Source organism: Arcticibacterium sp. (assembly GCF_055134445.1).
The window spans coordinates 1-19,209 of record NZ_JBSRVI010000022.1 but is presented as its reverse complement, the minus strand read 5'-3'; the positions used below and the strand labels follow the sequence as shown (position 1 = coordinate 19,209).

The window sequence follows — 19,209 nt, the reverse complement described above, 5'->3', positions numbered from 1 at the left end:
ATCGTCAAATAATGAACACAAAATATATTTATAAATTTCTATTCATTACGTTCATAATGGCCTTAACAAGCTGTAGTGATGAATTTTTAAATCAACAACCCGGTGATGCCATATCAAGTGGAACCTTCTGGAAAACTGAAGGTGATGCTCAAATGGCTCTTACTGGAGTGTATAGTAATTTACAAACAAATTTCTATTCTACACTGACACTTAGTCAATGGAATGGAGGACCCCAAATTCAACAAGGTTGGGATGAATTAACAGATAATGCCTATGGTGCCCGAGACAATGGCTTTCGCGATATATTAACCGGCGTTTATAATCCCGACGGACAAGCACAACGGGCCATAAAAGGACTTTATGCAGTTAGTTATGTTGGCATAAATGGTTGTAATGAATTTTTGGATAAGGTTGGTAGTGTAACTGCCAGTGAAAGCTTAATAAATGAATGGAAAGGCGAGGCCCTTTTTATCCGTGCTTATTTTTACTATTATCTCGCGGCAACTTACGGTGACGTGCCTTTGAGATTGGAGGCGAGTACGGTAGAAAACCAATATACTGCTAAAAGCACTCAGAGTGAGGTGTTTGCCCAAATCTTAAAAGATTTAGACACGGCAATCACTTATCTTCCATCCGAAGCTTATGATGGGCATGTAAAAAAAGAAGCAGCTCTTGCCTTAAAAGCCCGAGTTTTACTCTACACAAAAGATTATGATAACGCTGCAAAAACGGCCAAGCAAGTTATTGAGGCTGGTAATTATAATTTATCTACTACCTATAATGATTTATTCCTTGACGCTGGACAAAATAATAATCCTGAAATCATTTTTTCAATAAAAATGACAGGAACTCCAGGTGAAAGTGCATTATGGTCCTCTCAGGTTATTGTAGGATTTTGGGGTAACATGCATCCTACCACCAGTTTAGTAAATGCCTATGAATGTACCGATGGAAAATCTATTTCGACTTCACCATTGTATAATGCAAGTACTCCAATGGAAAATCGCGACCCACGTTTAAATGCCACTGTATATCAGGGCAGTTGGAATCCATTAGTAGAAATAAAACCATCAACAGGATACACCTTCATTAAAGGTATTAATCCGACTGTGGTAAGTACCTTAACTCAGCCACAAAATGACGGAACGGACTTTATTCACATTAGATATGCAGATGTTTTATTAATGTATGCTGAAGCTAAAATTGAGGCCAACCAAATTGATCAATCTGTTTTGGATGCCATTAATAAAGTAAGAGCAAGAGCTTATGGTGTTGACTTTACTGACGTGGCTAACTACCCAGCTCTATTAATTTCAATGAATCAGGAAACTTTACGTGCAAAAGTACGCAATGAGCGACGGGTAGAATTTCCTCTGGAAAACTCCCGCTACTTTGATCTAAAACGCTGGGGTATTGCAGAACAAGTTCTGAATGGATTTAATGGGGACCCTGTTTCAAAACGAGTTTTCCTGCCTAAACATTATAAATGGCCATTACCACAGGACGCGTTGAATAAAAATCCAGAATTGAAACAAAATCCAGATTACAAATAATTAGATATATAATATGAAAGGCAGCCATAATCGGCTGCCTTTCTCATTAATTACTTAATCCTATATGTTAACACATAGGCGTTTTTTGTAACTTGAGTCATATTGGTCGCGATTCAATAGATGTCTACTAAGAAAACAGAAACCTTTTATCCTAAAAGCCAAACAGAATGGAGAGATTGGTTAACAGAAAACCACTTTTCCCTGCCATCTGTTTGGCTTATTTTTCACAAGAAATCATCCTCAAAACCATCCATGCGTTGGAATGAAGCCGTGGATGAAGCCTTATGTTTTGGTTGGATAGATAGTAAAAGACAGACCATTGACAAAGACAGTTATAGGCAATTTTTCTGTCAAAGAAAAGCAAGTAGTACTTGGTCTAAAATCAATAAGGAAAAAGTCAAAACCTTAATAAGTAATGGTCAAATGACAGCCGCAGGCTTAAAGAGCATCGCTATCGCTAAAGAAAATGGCTCTTGGTCAATTTTGGATACCGTAGAAGCCCTCATCGTTCCAGATGATTTAGAAAAAGAATTCACCAAATATTCTGGGTCAAAGGAATACTTCCAAAGCTTAAGCAAATCTCTTAAGAAACAGGTTTTATTCTGGATATTACAAGCCAAACGAGAAGAAACTAGAATGAAAAGAATCGCCGAAGTAGCAAAACTTGCAGGCATTAAAGAAAAGCCGAAACATCTTTGATAGGTCCTTTGACCAAATGATTAAGGTAAATCCGAATAACAGATAACTCCAAAACTCCTAGACCTGCCATTTTTACTTAGAATACTCTAACCTTTTAAGTGCCATACTTTTCGCAATTCCCTTAACTTTGTGTTTTCTTATTCCAAAGATAAATTCTTGCCCAAATGATTCATTTTTTTGGCGGTCAAGCCAATTCCGTTTTTGCTGTTCAGACAGAAAGCAATATTTCAAACGAAGACATCAAAAAATTGCTTTGGCTTTTCCAAAGTCAAATTGACCATAAACACTCCAAAACCAACGATATCCAAGGTGTGCTTAATGCTATTTTTATAGGTCCACGTGCTGCCATGATTACCCCGTGGAGTACGAATGCCGTAGAAATAACCCAGAATATGGGCATTTCAGGATTAATCAGGATTGAAGAGTTTAAAGAAGTACTTTCAGACGAAACTACTTTTGACCCTATGCTTTCTCAAAAGTATAGCAGCCTTGGTCAAGACATCTACACCATAAATGTTAAACCGGAACCTATCATAGAGATTCAGGATATTAACGCTTATAACCTCTCTGAGGGTTTGTCTTTAAATGAAGAAGAGGTAAATTATTTGGTAGAACTTTCTCAAAAACTTGAAAGAAAACTGACAGATTCAGAAGTATTTGGCTTCTCACAGGTAAATTCAGAACATTGTCGTCATAAAATTTTCAACGGCACTTTTATTATTGATGGTGAAGAAAAAACAACTTCTCTTTTTAAACTTATTAAGAAAACGTCTCAGGAGAATCCGAACGACATCGTTTCTGCCTATAAAGACAATGTAGCTTTTGTAAAAGGACCTACAGTAACACAGTTTGCTCCAAAATCTGCGGACAAACCTGATTTTTACCAAGAAAAAGATTTTGACTCCGTTATTTCTTTAAAAGCAGAAACGCATAATTTCCCTACCACAGTAGAACCTTTTAACGGTGCTGCCACGGGAGCTGGAGGAGAAATAAGAGATAGATTGGCAGGTGGACAAGGTTCATTGCCATTGGCAGGAACAGCAGTTTATATGACTTCTTACTCTAGATTAGAAGAAAACAGACCATGGGAAAAAGCAATGGACGAAAGACCATGGCTTTATCAAACGCCCATGGATATTTTGATAAAAGCATCAAACGGAGCATCAGATTTTGGAAATAAGTTTGGTCAGCCTTTAATTTCTGGTTCATTGCTAACATTTGAGCACAATGAAAATTCTCGTAAGCTAGGTTTCGACAAAGTCATCATGATGGCAGGTGGAATTGGTTACGGGAAAGCATCTCAGGCCATTAAAGCTATTCCTCAAAAAGGAGATAAAGTAGTTATCCTTGGCGGGGAAAACTATAGAATTGGAATGGGTGGAGCAGCCGTTTCCTCTGCAGATACAGGAGAAATGGCTTCTGGAATTGAGCTAAATGCCGTTCAGCGTTCTAATCCTGAAATGCAGAAAAGAGCTGCCAATGCCATTAGAGGGTTGGTAGAAAGTGATGAAAACCCAATAGTCTCTATACACGACCACGGAGCAGGTGGGCACTTAAACTGCCTATCTGAATTGGTAGAAGAAACGGGTGGCGTCATAGACTTAGATAAATTACCAGTTGGCGACCCTACCCTATCTGCCAAAGAGATCATCGGAAACGAATCTCAAGAAAGAATGGGCTTAGTCATAGGAGAGAAAGACATAGAAACACTAAAAAAAATAGCCGACAGAGAACGCTCGCCAATGTACACTGTTGGCGATGTCACAGGTGACCATCGATTTACATTTGTGTCTAAAACAACTGGTGCAAAACCAATGGATTTTGCCATTAGTGATATGTTTGGCAGTTCGCCAAAAACCATCATGGACGATAAAACTGTGGTGAGAAACTATGCTGATTTATCTTATTCTAAAGAAAAAATTGGCGAGTATTTGAATAAACTACTTCAGCTAGAAGCAGTAGCGTCAAAAGACTGGCTTACCAACAAGGTGGATAGATGTGTTGGTGGAAAAGTAGCAAAACAGCAATGTGCTGGGCCCCTTCAATTGCCATTAAATAATGTGGGTGTAATGGCTCTTGACTTTAAAGGAAAAGAAGGTATTGCCACTTCTATTGGTCATTCTCCTGTTTCGGCTTTGGTAAATCCTGCTGCTGGTTCCAGAAACTCCATTGGAGAAGCACTTTCAAACATTGTTTGGGCTCCGTTGACTGAAGGACTAAAATCAGTTTCTCTCTCTGCCAACTGGATGTGGGCTTGTAAAAACGAAGGAGAAGATGCCAACCTTTACAAAGCAGTAGAAGCATGTTCAGAATTTGCGATAGCCTTAGGAATTAATATTCCTACAGGCAAGGATTCGCTTTCCATGAAGCAAAAATATCCAAATGACGAGGTCATTGCTCCTGGTACTGTTATTATTTCGGCCGGTGCAGCTTGTTCAGATATTAAAATGGTAGTGGAGCCAGTACTTCAAAGAGACGGAGGAAACATCTACTACTTAAACTTATCGAAAGATAGCTTTAAATTAGGGGGAAGTTCTTTTGCCCAAATTTTAAACAAAGTAGGAACTGAAGTGCCTACCATTACAGATGCTGCTTATTTCAAAACTGCGTTCAATACCCTTCAAGACCTCATAAAAGAGGGAAAAATCAAAGCAGGACATGACATCGGAAGTGGTGGTCTAGTGACTACTTTATTAGAAATGTGTTTTGCAGAAGTAAACCTTGGAGCTGAGTTTGACCTAACAGCTTTAGGAGAATTAGATTTTGTCAAAACATTATTCAATGAAAACATAGCAGTTGTTTTCCAGGCAGAAAGCGACGTTGAAACTGTTTTTAAAACAAACGGCATTGACATAGTAAAAATAGGAAAGCCAAAAGATGGAAATGAAGTTATTATCAAAAGTAATGATGACGAAATGAGCCTAAACGTATCTGAACTTAGAGATACTTGGTTTAAAACATCTTTCCTTTTAGACCAAAAACAAGCTTTTAACGGAACTGCTGCAGAAAGATATAAGAATTATAAAAATCAAGCACTCAGCTATACTTTCCCAAACCATTTTGATGGCTCCAACCCAGTTATTGATAGCAAATCTGTAAGGCCTAAAGCGGCTATTATAAGAGAAAAGGGTAGTAATTCCGAAAGAGAAATGGCTAATGCCATGTTCTTGGCTGGTTTTGATGTAAAAGATGTTCACATGACCGACCTTATTTCTGGTCGTGAAACCTTAGAAGATATTCAGTTTATAGGAGCTGTTGGTGGATTTTCTAATTCTGATGTTTTGGGCTCTGCTAAAGGATGGGCAGGAGCGTTTTTATACAACGAGAAGGCGAATAATGCTCTTAAAAACTTCTTCAAAAGAGAAGATACACTTTCTGTAGGGATATGTAACGGTTGTCAGCTTTTAATGGAATTGGAAATGATTAACCCAGAACATGAAATTCATGGCAAGCTAATTCATAATGATTCTCATAAGCATGAAAGTATATTTACATCGGTCACCGTTCAAAAGAACAATTCGGTTATGCTTTCTACTTTAGAAGGTACTACACTGGGTGTTTGGGTTTCTCACGGAGAAGGGAAATTCAACTTGCCTTATGGAGAAGATAAATACAATATTGTAGGAAAATACGGATACAGCAGCTATCCTGCCAACCCAAATGGCTCTGACTTTAACACAGCCATGATGTGTGACATCACAGGTAGGCATCTGGTCATGATGCCACATATTGAGCGTTCTACATTCCCTTGGAACTGGGCATATTACCCTGAAAACCGAAAAGCTGACAAAGTTTCACCATGGTTAGAAGGATTTTTAAACGCCAGAGAATGGGTTGAAGCTAAAAATAGATAATGAATTTAGAGAGGTCCAGAAAACCTCTCTAAATCAAATTCAAATGCTCTTCCAAAGAAGCTATAGACCTTTCTATTATCAAATGATAAAATGGCTCTGGGTCATTGTTCATTTGAACATTCTCTAAAGCCTTATAGTATTTTATCCTTGACTCTGGGTCTCCTTTTAAAATAGCAATGGTATAGCCATGCTGTAAGAGAATAAAATTCATAATTAAACGAGAGGTTCTACCATTCCCATCCAAGAACGGATGAATACTCACGAGTCTTTCATGCATTTCTGCTGCTAAAATAACAGGGTGCATAGCCCTTCTTTGACGATCGTAATGAATAAAATATTCTTCCATCAATTTATCTAAAAGAAATGGCTGCGGTGGCATAAACTCTGAGCCACCAATGCTCACTGGCACATTTCTATATTTTCCTGCATTTTCGGTATCAATGCTTTTAAGCACTAAACGATGTAAATCTAAAAGAATACGTCTTGAAAGTGCCTCCTTTTCCGTAATAAGAGCTTCCATGAAATGAATAGCCTCTGTGTGGTTTATAGCCTCCAAGTGCTCCTTCATGCTTTTCCCACTAATAGTAACACCTTCCGCCACTACAAGCTGCGTCTCTTGTAGACTGAGCGTATTGCCTTCAATTCGATTAGAGTCAAAGGTGTACTTAGCCCCAAAATACTCCCTCATCTTCCTCAACTGCGTTGAGTTCAAAGGCTTTAGTGTGATCCATCTTTCTTTTAGAGCATCAAGCCTCTTTAGCTTCAGCTTTACCGCCTCGCCCAAATCCGGCACCTTTAAACTATTCAAACTTTTCGAGTATTCCACGCGTGACGCTGCAGCCATTAATAATTCCACTGGTCTATCTTCATATTTGACCAATTCCAAAATTCTATCTACCACCAATTCTGATTTCAAGACACTATAGGAAATTTTATAACCATCTGCCAGGGGCATCAAGTGATTGGCAGATGGCAGCCGCTTACCAGATTCATATTTAGAAAGCAATGCTTGATCTATACCAGTATTCGCTGAAATCTCTTGAATTTTCAATCCAATTTCTAACCTACGTGTTTTCAGAATTTGATTCACCATAACATGACAAATTTAGTCATGACAATTTTAGTCATATTTGATCGCAAATAAAATAGACAACCAATATTTAGCTATCTATTTAATAATAATATATTTATGCACTACTCGGTCACAAATCTAAATCCAATCCCATGTACATTCTCAATTTTTAATGATTCATCTGGAGCAAGCATTTTACGCAACCTAGTTATAAAAACATCTAAACTTCTACCTAAAAAGTAGTCATCTCTTCCCCAAATCTGAGTCAGAATATCCTCTCTTTTTATCACTTGGTTTTTTCTATCACATAAAAACTTCAGAAGTTCCGCTTCTCTGTGCGTCAGCTTCTGAATACCATCTTCCGAATCTAAAATTAACTGTGAAAAACTAAAATTATATTTACCAATGATATACTCATTTTGTTCATTGTCAATATCAGAAACAGTACTCCTTTTAAGAAAAACCTTTATTCTTAAAGTGAGTTCTTCAATGCTAAAAGGTTTCGTGATATAATCATCACCACCTATTTTAAGTCCTTCTATCTTATCTTCTTGTAGTACTTTAGCCGTTAAAAAGATAATCGGAATTTGCTCGTTCTGTTCCCTAATCTTCTCTGCCAATGAGAATCCGTCAAGCTCAGGTAACATTACGTCTAAGAGACATAAGTCAAATTTCTCCTTCTTGAAATTCTTAAAGGCCTCTTTCCCATCTGCAAAATGAGATATTTCAAAGCCTTCTTCTTCTAAATTATCTTTGATGACATAACTGAGATTTTCATCATCTTCCACATAAAGTATTTTTGCCATTATTTCGCTTGGGGTATATTTATTTTAAAGGTGGTCCCTATTTTATATTCACTTTCTACACCTATTTTCCATTTATGAGATTTTACAATTTGTTGGACATAATTAAGACCCAGTCCAAAACCCTTTACATTATGAATGTTCCCGGTAGGCACTCTATAAAACTTATTGAAAATTTTCCCTAGATATTCCTTCGGAATTCCTATTCCTTTATCCTTTACTACTAATACTACGCCAGCGGCATCGTTATAGGTCGACACTGTAATGTCAACAGGTTTCTTGGAATATTTAATGGCGTTTTCCACAAGATTTCTAATTACACTCAGTAGATGCACTCTATCCGCATAAACAGAAGTTCTCGTAGCCTTTAGATCTAGGGTCAAACCATCACCTATTTCCAACCTTACCCCTTCCAAAACCTCAGAAATTAGAAAATGTAACTCCTGGAGCTCAATATCAAGGTTTAGTTTCCCTTTACCAACCTTGGCAGTAGTAAGCACAGCCTCCACCTGATTTTTTAGCCTTAGATTTTCCTGTTTAATAATCTGAACGTATTTCCTAAAACGTTCTGGCTGCTCCAAAATTTTACTTTGAGCTAACACATCTGTAGCCACCCTAATAGTAGAAATAGGTGTTTGGAATTCATGTGTCATATTATTGACAAAATCTCTTTGAACCTCACTAAGTTTCTTCTGTCTTAAAATGACAAACATCGCATAAACAAAGAAGCCAGTTATCAATAGCGTTATAAATGAAGAAAGAATCCAGAAGTCAAGATTTTGAAACAAAAAGCTGCCTTTTGAAGGAAAACGCACACCAAAATAATTCAAAAACTTATCTGTTTTAGGCAATATGGTGGGCTCTATATTATCAATCTCAAAATTAGCATTAACACTACCACCATATCTAATCTCGTCGGTATCGCAGTCGTAAATACCGTACTCAAAACTAGTATTAACATCATGCCTTTTAAACTCTTGCCTAAGATAATGCTCTAACACCGAAGCATCTAATGGAGTTCTCAAATTGACTACATAATAATCTTCCTCTAGACGTTCTACTGGGGTTTCTATTTCAGCCAAATCGTAAATTCTTGAAATATTGCTGGCTACTTCACTCAATGCTTCTACGGCAGACTTCCTAAACCTGTCGTTCTCGATATCATAGGCTCTTTTAACCCAAAATATCTGGATTCCTATTATGGCGGCTATGGCTAAGCTACCAGTAATTATAATAAGGCGGATAGCGTTACGTGTCAAAAGCAGTTCTTTTATGGAAAGTCTTAATTATTACAAATATAAGACAAAATGGCATATTCTGGTTTAACCACGTAATACCTGCCCAAATTCTTCTTAAATGGTAAAGTTTTGAAATAAAATATCAATTAAATCATATGTTCTACTTATAAAAGGGTTATAATCGACTAAATATTATCACTGAATAAAATGAAAACCAAAACTGCTTTATTAGCCGGAGCCACCGGCCTAATCGGTCAATCTCTTTTAAAAAAACTATTAAATTCAGACAATTATCATGAAGTCACAATCCTAGTCAGAAAGAAAATTGAACTGGATAACCCAAAACTTGTTCAAATAATCGTTGATTTTGACCATTTAAGTAGCCTTGATGTTCATGCAGAACATATATTCTGTACGCTTGGAACCACCATTAAGAAAGCCGGAAGTAAAGAAAACTTCAAGAAAGTAGATTTTGACTACCCTATTAAACTAGCAAAACTAGCAAAAGAAAATGGTTCAGAACTCTATGCCATAGTGACAGCTATGGGTTCTAATCCAAATTCTAGCATTTTCTATAATAAAGTTAAAGGTCAAACGGAAGATGCTTTAAAAGGTTTTAATTTCACCCATTTGGCTATATTTAGGCCTTCTATGTTATTGGGAGACAGAAAAGAAGTGAGAATAGGTGAAATAATTGGGCAAGCCGTCATGAAAGCTTTGAGCTTTTTGACACCTAAAAAATATAAAGCCATTCACGTCAATAAAGTCGCTGAAGCCATGGTCTTATACGCAGAAAGACCCAATAAGGGTCTTTCCATAATATCTTCAGAAAAAATGCTATAAAACTAGTCCCACTTTAGCTCAGAACTGGTAAAATCATCAGAAGTGTCTATGTCTACATCTGTATTCTCTACGGGATCAGTTTTTACAATTGGTTTATCATTTGAAATGCCATTTTCCGTTTCTTCATTTACATCAAATTGTTCAAAATCAAAATCTGGTAACAGTTCTTTCTTAATATGATCCACGGTCTCTTGAAGAGCATCCACAAATTTGTTGAAATCCTCTTTATAAATGAACATCTTACTTTTCTCATAAAAGAAGTCTCCATCTCTTTGTTGCCTTCTGCTTTCCGTAACAGTAAGGTAATAATCGTTTGACCGTGTTGCTCTAACATCAAAAAAATAGGTGCGTTTCCCTGCACGAACTCGTTTGGAGTATATCATCTCTCTCTCTTCTTTTTGCACTGTAGATATAGGGTTTTGAGGTTAATAATGAAGTCAAAAATAGTTTTTTATTAAATACAGCCAAAAAAAACAATCACAAGTTTTCCATGAACGCAATATAAATATCAATCAATCCATTTTCATTAACTATATTCATTTCACAATTTAACAAATATTAGCGTTAAAGAAGACTTAGAGGTAACCGAAATACTTAACTTTGTACTCGGAACAATGCATAAATATGTGAAAATCATTTTATTAGTTTTCATCTTAAGCCTATTCTCTTCTGGCGAGGCTGTTGTAAAGAAATTCGAACCATTTTTAGGTACCGAGTTCAAAGGTAAAGCGTCTTATTACGGACCAAGACTCCATGGAAAGACTACTGCGAATGGAGAAAAACTGGATCAATATGCCTTAACATGTGCTCATAAATACCTTCCTTTTGGAACCATGCTTGAGGTTAGAAACCCAGAAAAAGGTACGGAAGTTATTGTAAGGGTTAATGATAGAGGCCCTTTTGTAAAAGGAAGAGTTATAGACGTTTCTACAGAGGCGGCAAAAAGGCTTCAAATGACCGATTCTGGTATCGCAGAGATAGAAGCTACTGTAATAGGTGTTGATGGGAAAATTTTCCTGAAACCTACAAGTCCTTTTTCTAGGACTTTAAATTCAGAGGCTTCCGAGGAAGAGGTAGCTCTCCAGAAATAATAACTATGAAGAAATTAGATTTAGGGAAAGTTAGAGAATATGGCAGTGTAGAACTTTTGGCCCGTCAAATGGTAGAAGGTTTCATCACTGGACTTCATAAATCGCCGTTTCATGGTTTCTCCGTAGAATTTGCGGAACATAGACTCTATAACTCTGGAGAAAGTACCCGTCATATAGACTGGAAAGTCTTTGCCAAAACAGATAGACTGTTTGTAAAGAGATATGAAGAAGAAACTAATTTAAGGTGCCATCTTCTGATAGATACTTCTTCCTCCATGTATTACCCTAAAGAAAATAATGGAAAATTAGTCTTCAGTTGCCTTGCAGCAGCCACATTGGCGAACCTAATGAAAAAGCAACGTGACGCGGTAGGTCTTACCACATTCTCCGATAAAATTGAATTTCAATCCGCCGTAAAGTCTACAGGAGGCCATATACACCAAATATATCTAGAATTAGAACGCCTGATGAATCAGGAACAAACTTCCAAAACATCCTCCGTTGCAGAGTCTTTGCATTTGGTGGCTGATAGTATTCATAAGCGTTCTTTGGTGGTCATATTCAGCGATATGTTTGAGAAAATGGAGGATTTAACCTCTACTTTCTCAGCTTTACAACACCTTAAGCATAATAAACACGAAGTACTCCTTTTTCATGTTACCGACCATAATACTGAAAGAGATTTCGATTTTAGTGAACGCCCTTACGAATTTATCGATATTGAAACCGGAGAAAAAGTAAGAGCTCAGCCATCTCAGGTTAAAGAGCATTACCAATCTGCAGTACAAAACTTCTACAAAGATTTGAGATTAAAATGTGGTCAATATAAAATTGACTTCATAGAAGCAGACATAAACCAAGGGTTCGACCAAATCATGGCGGCTTTCTTAACCAGAAGGTCTAAAATGAAATAAAACCCTAAGAGCTTTTTAAATAAGACTCTAGCTCGGCTTGTTGTGTTAAATGATGCCTCATATGAAATTCTCCATTCAGAAACCACTCTTTTGCGTTCAGCATTCCAAAATAGAAATGCTCCGTTTTATATAAACCGTCGTCTTTAGAGACCGGTACTGCCTTAGCTAAAATAGCATCTTTAAGCTCCGGCATTTTCTCTCTATAGTAAACAATCTCCTTACCTATTACTGGATTTGTTTCCTTATCTGGTCTTTCGAACTTCTGATTTAAATCAAAACCATTTTTATTTAAAACATAAACACCAGCATCCGTCTTTTCTCCGCCATTCTGTCCTTTCCTTTGTTCTAAACATCTATTAATATTGGCTAAAAAGAAAAAGTAACCAGAAACCAAAACATGTTCATACATCTGAGATAAAGACCAAATCTCTACTGATTTTTTAAAGGCAAAATCTTCTTCAGAATAGGTTTGGAGACCTCTTAAATAAGGTTGAAAAGTTTCAATTAGTTTCTTTTCCATAGTTAACGTTTAATAATTAACGGTTCACTTTCTACATGCCACCTATTCACTGCTGTCACCATATAAAAATAAGAAATTCCCTTTTTTCGGCTCTTATCTATCATCTCCGTGGCAGAAAATATTCCAAGGATTCGCTCAGGATCCGACAGATTAAATTCTTCTTCCTTATCAAATCTATAAACCACGTATTTAAGGTCCTCTCCATTGGGTTTAGACCAACTTAAACGCAGCCCTTCCACAGTTTCTTCTAATCTAAAGTTTCTGGGTGCATCCATTTTAGGAGCCATAGCCCCATTAACTTCCGGCAATAAAACAGGATATTTATATCTTACCTGAATAGAGTCTGCCAAGCCCATACCATTCTTAATTAGCGTATTGGTATTATAGAAAATACTTCCGTTCACTTGGCTGCTGTATCTGTTATAATCAATCTGCCTCGCTATCTGATTCGGGTCTCGCCAAGCCTTCATAGAAGAATTGGACTCAACCCTATAAACCCCATGTCCTATAAATAATTTAGCCTTACCACGGTTTGCTCCCCACCAATCCGTCAGTGTACCATAAGGCACCAAAGTGTGTTCAAAAGGAAAATAGATTTGAGGGGCAATATAATCTATCCAGCCCTCTTGAGCCCATTTCCTAGTATCGGCAAAAAGAAAGTCATAAGATGGCTGCCCACCCCTAGTATCGGAACCTTTTGGGTCGTCTGATTTATTTCTCCAAACGCCAAACGGGCTGACACCAAAGCTTACCCAACTTTTTTCTCTCTTAATCTCGTCAGAAATACCTTTAATAATTAAATCAATATTATTTCTTCTCCAATCCTCAATATTCCTAAAGCCATTTGGATACTTCTTAAAAGTACCTTGATCTTCTAGAGTTAGTCCAGTTACCTTATAAGGGTAGAAATAATCATCAAAATGTATACCATCCACATCATATTCCTTAACGATATTCATCACAATGTCAATGATATAATTTCTCACTTCCGGGATTCCAAAATTATAAAGCTTGTATTCTCCGTAGGTCAAAAACCAATCTGGACGAGTGTTAATCAAATGATCCCCTACTATGGAGCTACCTGCCCTATGCCTACCTCTATTTAGGTTTAACCAAGCATGGAACTCCAGCCCCTGTTTATGGGTCTCCTCTATCATAAATGCCATAGGATCATAAAACGGCTTAGGCTCTTTGCCTTGTACTCCTGTAAGCCACTCAGACCATGGTTCCTTACTCTTAGCATAAAAAGCGTCTGAAGCTGCCCGCACCTGAACTAAAAGAGCATTTATTCCTCTAGCTCTATGATGACTTACAATTTCAACATACTCCTTCTTTTGTATATCCGAACCCAACCCCTTTTTGCTTGGCCAGTCTATATTGGCTACAGTAGCTACCCAAGCCCCACGAAACTCTCTTTTAGGTATTTCCGTGTTGTTATGTACTATTTGATAAGTTGGCGTTTTAATATCATTTTGAAGAATTTCTAATGGTTTTTTAGAACAAGAATAGAATAGAACCAAGACCAAGCTAAAAGCTGTAAGTAACTTGAGCATCAAATGCAGTATTTATTTCGGCTTAAAAATACTACAAAAACAATGGTTAAAGTATTTTTTGCTACATTTGCTCCGTTAATATAAAGAGATTAACCTCTTAAAAAGCTTTTATCGTTTTGACAAAACGAAATTTTCCCAACATTAAAGTATGAAAGAATACGGAAGCAATATCCAGAAGCTGGTGGAGCATGTTATTTCTGTACCAGACAAGGACAAACGCACCAAACACGCCCATATACTTATAGAACTTATGCGTCAAATTCATCCTCAAATGAGAGATGGAAATGATTATTCAAAGAAGCTATGGGATGACCTTTACATCATGGCGAATTTTGATTTGGATGTGGATAGTCCGTTCCCGCCACCACCAAAAGAAATTCTTGGTAAAAAACCAACCACTATGCCTTATAGACAGGCTCAACTGAAACATAAATATTACGGAAGAAATATTGAATTGTTGGTTTTAAAAGCGGTTGCAACAGAATCATATGACGAGCGTAAGGCTTTTGTGTCTTATCTGGTTAAACTGATGCAAGGTTTTTTCCTTTCATGGAATAAAGACAATATTCAAACAGACACTGTACTTCAGCAGATTTTAGTCATGTCTGAATATAAATTACAGAAAGAAATAGATGCTATTAGAAAGGATGGATTAATTCCTGATGCCAATCCAAAGGATGGAAACAGAGTCCCTAATCGATTTAACAACGCACAAACTTTCCGTAAGAACCAATCAGGTGGCCCTTCATCCAGTGGAGGCAAAAGATTCAAAAGCAATAATAACAAAAATAAGAACAGCAAGTTCAAACCCAAACGTAGGTTTTAAACCTCTAACTTTCCTATTTACACATGTCTTCATTCAAAATTACAGGTGGCAAAAAGCTTCAAGGTGAGCTTACCCCTCAAGGAGCTAAAAACGAAGCTTTACAGATTCTTTGTGCAGTAATACTGACCAAGGAAGAAGTAGAAATCCATAACATCCCTAACATAAGAGATGTGAATAAACTCATAGAACTTCTAGAAGATATGGGCGTCAAACGCACCAAATTAGGAGAAGGTTCTTATAGATTTGAAGCAGCGGATGTTAATTTCGACTATTTTGAAACCGATAGCTATAAAGAAAAAGCTTCTTCTTTAAGAGGTTCTATCATGTTGCTTGGACCTATGTTGGCTCGTTTTTCTAAAGGAAAAGCCCCAAGACCAGGTGGAGACAAAATAGGGAGAAGACCATTAGATACACACTTTATTGGTTTCCAAAAGTTGGGAGCTACTTTCACCTATGAAGCAGACGATGCTTTCTATACGGTGGCAGGAGAAAGCATGGAAGGCGGATACGTGTGGATGGATGAAATATCTGTAACGGGTACGGCAAACGTTGTTATGGCTGCGGTAATGACCAAAGGTATTACCACCATTTATAATGCAGCCTGTGAGCCTTACTTGCAACAATTATGTAAAATGCTTAACCGCATGGGAGCCAAAATCACGGGAGTAGGCTCTAATTTACTTATCATAGAAGGTGTGGAAGAAATGGGAGGATGTGTTCACACCATGCTTCCTGATATGATTGAAATTGGGAGTTTCATTGGCCTTGCGGCAATGACCCAGTCAGAAATCACCATCAAAAATTGTCAAATTAAAGAATTGGGCATAATTCCTGACACCTTTAAGAAACTAGGCATACAGATGGAATTCCGTGGCGATGATATTTATATTCCCGCTCAAAACAATTATGAAATAAATACGCTGATAGATGGCTCTATTTTAACCATTTACGATTCTCCATGGCCAGGATTTACGCCAGACCTTATTTCTATTATTTTAGTTACCGCTATACAGTCAAAAGGAACCTTATTGGTGCATCAGAAGATGTTTGAAAGTAGACTTTTCTTTGTCGATAAGTTGATTGACATGGGTGGTCAAATTATACTATGCGACCCACACAGAGCTACTGTAGTGGGACTTAACAGAATCCATAATCTTAAAGGCATCAGAATGACATCTCCAGATATTAGAGCAGGGGTGGCTCTATTGATTGCCGCACTTTCTGCAGATGGCACGAGTATCATTGATAATATTGAACAAATAGATAGAGGTTACCAAAACATTGACGAACGCCTTAATGCCATTGGAGCTGAAATTGTAAGGGTTTAATTCCAGATGAAATTATAAAGAGGGCCTAGTGTCCTCTTTTTTTATGCCCATTAACCGAAATAATATACCTTATTTTATAAGCCATTAAATTTCAACAATGAGAACCCTAATCAAACTTCTTTTCTTGACTTTAGCTTGCCACACCTCCTTTGGTCAATCAGACGTCAACTTCCCAAAACATAGAGAGTTAGTTCAAAAGCTACCCCCTAAAGAAAAAACTTGGGTTTTCATTATGGCAGGTCAATCCAATATGGCAGGTCGCGGATTTGTGGAACCCAAGGATACGATGAGTTCAGAGAGAATAATAAGCATCAATAAAAACAACGAATTGATTTTTGCCAAAGAACCACTTCACTGGTATGAACCTAACGCAACAGGTCTAGACTGTGGAATGTCTTTTGCACAAAACCTGCTCACAGAAATCCCTCCGGATATCACCATTTTACTACTTCCTGTAGCCATTGGCGGGAGTTCTATGAACCAATGGCTCGGTGATTCTACCTTTAGAGGGGTACAGCTATATAGCAATTTTAAAGAGAAAGCTGCTCTAGGACAAACCTATGGAGAAATAAAAGGAATTATTTGGCTTCAAGGAGAAAGTGATTCCAGTCCTCATAATATTCCGATCTACCAAGAAAAAGTAAAAGGGCTTTTTGCAAACTTTAGACAAACCATTGGTAATGAAAACCTTCCTATAATAATGGCAGAATTAGGTTCATATTCTAAAAACTACGACAACTGGCAGCTTATAAATAAAGGAATGCATTCTTATTCCATAGCTGACCATAGCACTAAAGTTATTCATACGCAAGATTTACATCACAAAGGAGATTTTGTTCATTTCAACTCTGCAGGCCAACGAGAAATTGGCAATAGGTTTGCAAAGTCTTTTTTAAGCTTTGAAAACTGATTTCCTATGTTGACTTCAAGGGCTTTACTAGCATAAAACATCTGATTTTTGATTCTTTATCCATCAAAATTTGCCTAATTTTGAAAACTTAGTGAATCTTCAAAAAAAGTTGTTTTAACCCCAAATGGCAAAATCAAAAAGCCCAAAAGAAACTCCATTAAATAAGCAGTTCAATCAAATAAAGTCCAAATATCCTGGTGCTTTGTTGCTCTTTAGAGTGGGAGACTTCTATGAAACTTTTGGAGAAGACGCTATCAAAGCTTCCAAAATTCTAGGCATCGTCCTTACCAAGAGAAATAATGGTGGTTCCAATCAAGAATTAGCAGGTTTCCCACATCATTCTTTAGATACTTATTTACCAAAACTCGTCCGTGCTGGTCAGCGAGTTGCTATTTGCGACCAACTGGAAGACCCAAAAACAGTAAAAGGGATTGTAAAAAGAGGGGTAACAGAGTTAGTGACACCAGGTGTTTCTTATAATGACAATGTCCTACATACCAAACAAAATAACTATTTAGCGTCTATTCAGTTTGGCTCCAAAGAGAATTATGGCATTTCTTTTTTAGATATATCTACAGGGGAATTTTTATGCACAGAAGGTTCTGCATCTTACATTGATAAACTGCTACAGAGCTTTGCACCAGCAGAAGTCCTCTACTGTAAACAAAATAATGCCAAATTTAAAGAGCTTTTTGGTGACCAATTTAACACTTATACTTTTGACGATTGGGCTTACACGTATGACTTTGCCTACCCCCTACTGACCAAACATTTTAATACCACTACCCTCAAAGGTTTTGGAATAGAAAGTTTAAAAGATGGTATTACTGCAGCAGGCGTCATTTTACAATATTTACAAGACACAGAGCACAGAGACGTCAATCACATCTCTCATCTTGCCAGGCTAGACGAAGATAAGTTTGTATGGCTTGATAAGTTTACCATTAGAAATCTAGAACTGGTTTTCCCGCAGCATGAGGGCGGGGTTCCTTTGATTGATATTTTAGACCAAACCATTACCCCAATGGGAGCTCGCTGCCTTAGAAAATGGGCAGTTCTTCCATTAAAGGACTTAAAGCCTATTCAAGACCGACTAGATACCGTTGAGGTATTTGTTAATCAAGGTGATCAGCTGGAGGATGTACAGTCTTTACTGAAACCCATAGGAGATTTAGAAAGATTAATATCTAAAGTGGCGGTGAGAAGAATTAGCCCACGAGAAATAGTCCAGCTAAACAGAGCCCTAAAACAAATGGCTCCTTTGAAAGAAATTCTAGAAAAGCTGAGTGAAGAAAATGTCATATTCAAAAAATACGTTGACCAACTAGCCGATTGTAAATTTCTGGTTGAAAGAATTTCGGAACAGATAAAAGATGATGCCCCACATGTAAGCAACCGTGGCGGAATGATAAAAACGGGAGTTGACCCTGAACTGGATGAATATCATGAAATAGCATTTTCGGGGAAAGATTATTTACTCGGTATTCAAAGGAGAGAATCAGCCAATACTGGTATCAGCTCTTTAAAAATAGCTTATAATAAGGTATTTGGATATTACTTGGAAGTTTCAAATGCCCATAAAGACAAAGTACCAGCGGAATGGATAAGAAAGCAAACCTTGGTCAACGCGGAAAGATACATCACCGAAGAATTAAAGGTTTACGAAGAAAAAATCTTAACGGCAGAGAGTAAGATTTTTGATATAGAATTCCGTATTTATAATGAGCTGGTACTCGCTGCTGGAGAGTTTGTTCCACAAATCCAACAGAACGCAAGAACGATTTCCGCTCTAGATGCATTGGCCTCGTTTGCTGTAATTGCCAATGAAAACAAGTACTGCAAACCCACTATTGACGATACCAGTATTCTGGACATTAAAAACGGCAGGCATCCAGTCATAGAAAACCAATTGCCTTTAGGTGAAAGCTATGTACCCAACGACCTCATATTAAACGACAGCGAGCAGCAGATAATTATTGTAACCGGTCCTAACATGGCTGGAAAG

General features: G+C 37.3%; 16 protein-coding genes. 10 read left to right on the top strand and 6 right to left on the bottom strand.

What is annotated here, in order from left to right:
• Positions 1-11: 11 nt before the first annotated feature.
• From ACTBZY_RS03055 to purL, 3 genes are all read left to right on the top strand, one after another.
• Positions 12-1,553 (top strand): RagB/SusD family nutrient uptake outer membrane protein, encoded by a 1,542-nt coding sequence (locus tag ACTBZY_RS03055; RefSeq protein ID WP_463044858.1) that lies wholly within the window; start codon positions 12-14, stop codon positions 1,551-1,553.
• Between the two features lie 120 nt (positions 1,554-1,673).
• The gene (locus tag ACTBZY_RS03050; RefSeq protein WP_463044857.1) at positions 1,674-2,252 is read left to right on the top strand and encodes a YdeI/OmpD-associated family protein; all 579 of its coding nucleotides are present in this window, start codon (positions 1,674-1,676) and stop codon (positions 2,250-2,252) included.
• Between the two features lie 164 nt (positions 2,253-2,416).
• Entirely contained in the window at positions 2,417-6,106 is a 3,690-nt protein-coding gene (gene purL, locus ACTBZY_RS03045; protein WP_463044856.1) for a phosphoribosylformylglycinamidine synthase, read from the top strand.
• Positions 6,107-6,134: 28 nt separating this feature from the next.
• Here purL and ACTBZY_RS03040 read toward each other — a convergent pair whose 3' ends face one another.
• From ACTBZY_RS03040 to ACTBZY_RS03030, 3 genes are all read right to left on the bottom strand, one after another.
• Positions 6,135-7,199 (bottom strand): Fic family protein, encoded by a 1,065-nt coding sequence (locus tag ACTBZY_RS03040; protein ID WP_463044855.1) that lies wholly within the window; start codon positions 7,197-7,199, stop codon positions 6,135-6,137.
• Positions 7,200-7,300: 101 nt separating this feature from the next.
• Positions 7,301-7,984, bottom strand: a complete 684-nt coding sequence (locus tag ACTBZY_RS03035; RefSeq protein ID WP_463044854.1) for a response regulator transcription factor — start codon at positions 7,982-7,984, stop codon at positions 7,301-7,303.
• Positions 7,984-9,240, bottom strand: coding sequence for a sensor histidine kinase (locus ACTBZY_RS03030; protein ID WP_463044853.1), 1,257 nt, complete (start codon positions 9,238-9,240; stop codon positions 7,984-7,986). The genes ACTBZY_RS03035 and ACTBZY_RS03030 overlap by 1 nt, the downstream gene beginning before the upstream one ends.
• Positions 9,241-9,426: 186 nt before the next feature.
• Between ACTBZY_RS03030 and ACTBZY_RS03025 the strand changes: the two genes are divergently transcribed.
• Positions 9,427-10,062: an oxidoreductase gene (locus ACTBZY_RS03025; protein WP_463044852.1), complete on the top strand. Its 636-nt coding sequence runs from the start codon at positions 9,427-9,429 to the stop codon at positions 10,060-10,062.
• A 2-nt stretch (positions 10,063-10,064) separates the two neighbouring features.
• Here ACTBZY_RS03025 and ACTBZY_RS03020 read toward each other — a convergent pair whose 3' ends face one another.
• Positions 10,065-10,466 (bottom strand): DUF3276 family protein, encoded by a 402-nt coding sequence (locus ACTBZY_RS03020; RefSeq protein ID WP_463044851.1) that lies wholly within the window; start codon positions 10,464-10,466, stop codon positions 10,065-10,067.
• A gap of 222 nt (positions 10,467-10,688) precedes the next feature.
• On the opposite strand from ACTBZY_RS03020, the gene ACTBZY_RS03015 reads away from it, so the two are divergent.
• Positions 10,689-11,153 (top strand): septal ring lytic transglycosylase RlpA family protein, encoded by a 465-nt coding sequence (locus ACTBZY_RS03015; protein WP_463044850.1) that lies wholly within the window; start codon positions 10,689-10,691, stop codon positions 11,151-11,153.
• A gap of 5 nt (positions 11,154-11,158) precedes the next feature.
• Positions 11,159-12,067 (top strand): DUF58 domain-containing protein, encoded by a 909-nt coding sequence (locus tag ACTBZY_RS03010; RefSeq protein WP_463044849.1) that lies wholly within the window; start codon positions 11,159-11,161, stop codon positions 12,065-12,067.
• Positions 12,068-12,071: 4 nt separating this feature from the next.
• Here the strand turns inward: ACTBZY_RS03010 and ACTBZY_RS03005 are convergent, their stop codons facing one another.
• Positions 12,072-12,587, bottom strand: coding sequence for a DinB family protein (locus ACTBZY_RS03005; RefSeq protein ID WP_463044848.1), 516 nt, complete (start codon positions 12,585-12,587; stop codon positions 12,072-12,074).
• A gap of 2 nt (positions 12,588-12,589) precedes the next feature.
• Positions 12,590-14,140, bottom strand: coding sequence for a glycoside hydrolase family 10 protein (locus tag ACTBZY_RS03000; protein ID WP_463044847.1), 1,551 nt, complete (start codon positions 14,138-14,140; stop codon positions 12,590-12,592).
• Between the two features lie 148 nt (positions 14,141-14,288).
• On the opposite strand from ACTBZY_RS03000, the gene ACTBZY_RS02995 reads away from it, so the two are divergent.
• The 4 genes from ACTBZY_RS02995 to mutS form a co-directional block, all read left to right on the top strand.
• The gene (locus ACTBZY_RS02995) at positions 14,289-14,966 is read left to right on the top strand and encodes a DUF4290 domain-containing protein (protein ID WP_463044846.1); all 678 of its coding nucleotides are present in this window, start codon (positions 14,289-14,291) and stop codon (positions 14,964-14,966) included.
• Positions 14,967-14,989: 23 nt separating this feature from the next.
• Positions 14,990-16,294 carry a UDP-N-acetylglucosamine 1-carboxyvinyltransferase gene (gene murA, locus ACTBZY_RS02990; RefSeq protein ID WP_463044845.1) on the top strand — a complete coding sequence of 435 codons (1,305 nt, stop codon included), beginning with the start codon at positions 14,990-14,992 and terminating at the stop codon, positions 16,292-16,294.
• Between the two features lie 97 nt (positions 16,295-16,391).
• On the top strand, positions 16,392-17,204 hold the full coding sequence (locus ACTBZY_RS02985; RefSeq protein WP_463044844.1) for a sialate O-acetylesterase: 813 nt from the start codon (positions 16,392-16,394) through the stop codon (positions 17,202-17,204).
• 124 nt (positions 17,205-17,328) lie between these two features.
• A partial coding sequence (mutS, locus tag ACTBZY_RS02980) for a DNA mismatch repair protein MutS (protein ID WP_463044843.1) occupies positions 17,329-19,209 on the top strand: 1,881 nt, incomplete at its 3' end.

What these genes read in the sequence shown, in the direction of transcription:
- ACTBZY_RS03040 (WP_463044855.1), bottom strand. Translation starts at nt 7,199, where the DNA reads ATGGTGAATCAAATTCTGAAAACACGTAGGTTAGAAATTGGATTGAAA.
- ACTBZY_RS02995 (WP_463044846.1), top strand. Translation starts at nt 14,289, where the DNA reads ATGAAAGAATACGGAAGCAATATCCAGAAGCTGGTGGAGCATGTTATT.
- ACTBZY_RS03005 (WP_463044848.1), bottom strand. Translation starts at nt 12,587, where the DNA reads ATGGAAAAGAAACTAATTGAAACTTTTCAACCTTATTTAAGAGGTCTC.
- ACTBZY_RS03025 (WP_463044852.1), top strand. Translation starts at nt 9,427, where the DNA reads ATGAAAACCAAAACTGCTTTATTAGCCGGAGCCACCGGCCTAATCGGT.
- ACTBZY_RS03035 (WP_463044854.1), bottom strand. Translation starts at nt 7,984, where the DNA reads ATGGCAAAAATACTTTATGTGGAAGATGATGAAAATCTCAGTTATGTC.
- ACTBZY_RS02985 (WP_463044844.1), top strand. Translation starts at nt 16,392, where the DNA reads ATGAGAACCCTAATCAAACTTCTTTTCTTGACTTTAGCTTGCCACACC.
- purL (WP_463044856.1), top strand. Translation starts at nt 2,417, where the DNA reads ATGATTCATTTTTTTGGCGGTCAAGCCAATTCCGTTTTTGCTGTTCAG.
- ACTBZY_RS03000 (WP_463044847.1), bottom strand. Translation starts at nt 14,140, where the DNA reads ATGCTCAAGTTACTTACAGCTTTTAGCTTGGTCTTGGTTCTATTCTAT.
- ACTBZY_RS03055 (WP_463044858.1), top strand. Translation starts at nt 12, where the DNA reads ATGAACACAAAATATATTTATAAATTTCTATTCATTACGTTCATAATG.
- murA (WP_463044845.1), top strand. Translation starts at nt 14,990, where the DNA reads ATGTCTTCATTCAAAATTACAGGTGGCAAAAAGCTTCAAGGTGAGCTT.
- ACTBZY_RS03010 (WP_463044849.1), top strand. Translation starts at nt 11,159, where the DNA reads ATGAAGAAATTAGATTTAGGGAAAGTTAGAGAATATGGCAGTGTAGAA.
- ACTBZY_RS03050 (WP_463044857.1), top strand. Translation starts at nt 1,674, where the DNA reads ATGTCTACTAAGAAAACAGAAACCTTTTATCCTAAAAGCCAAACAGAA.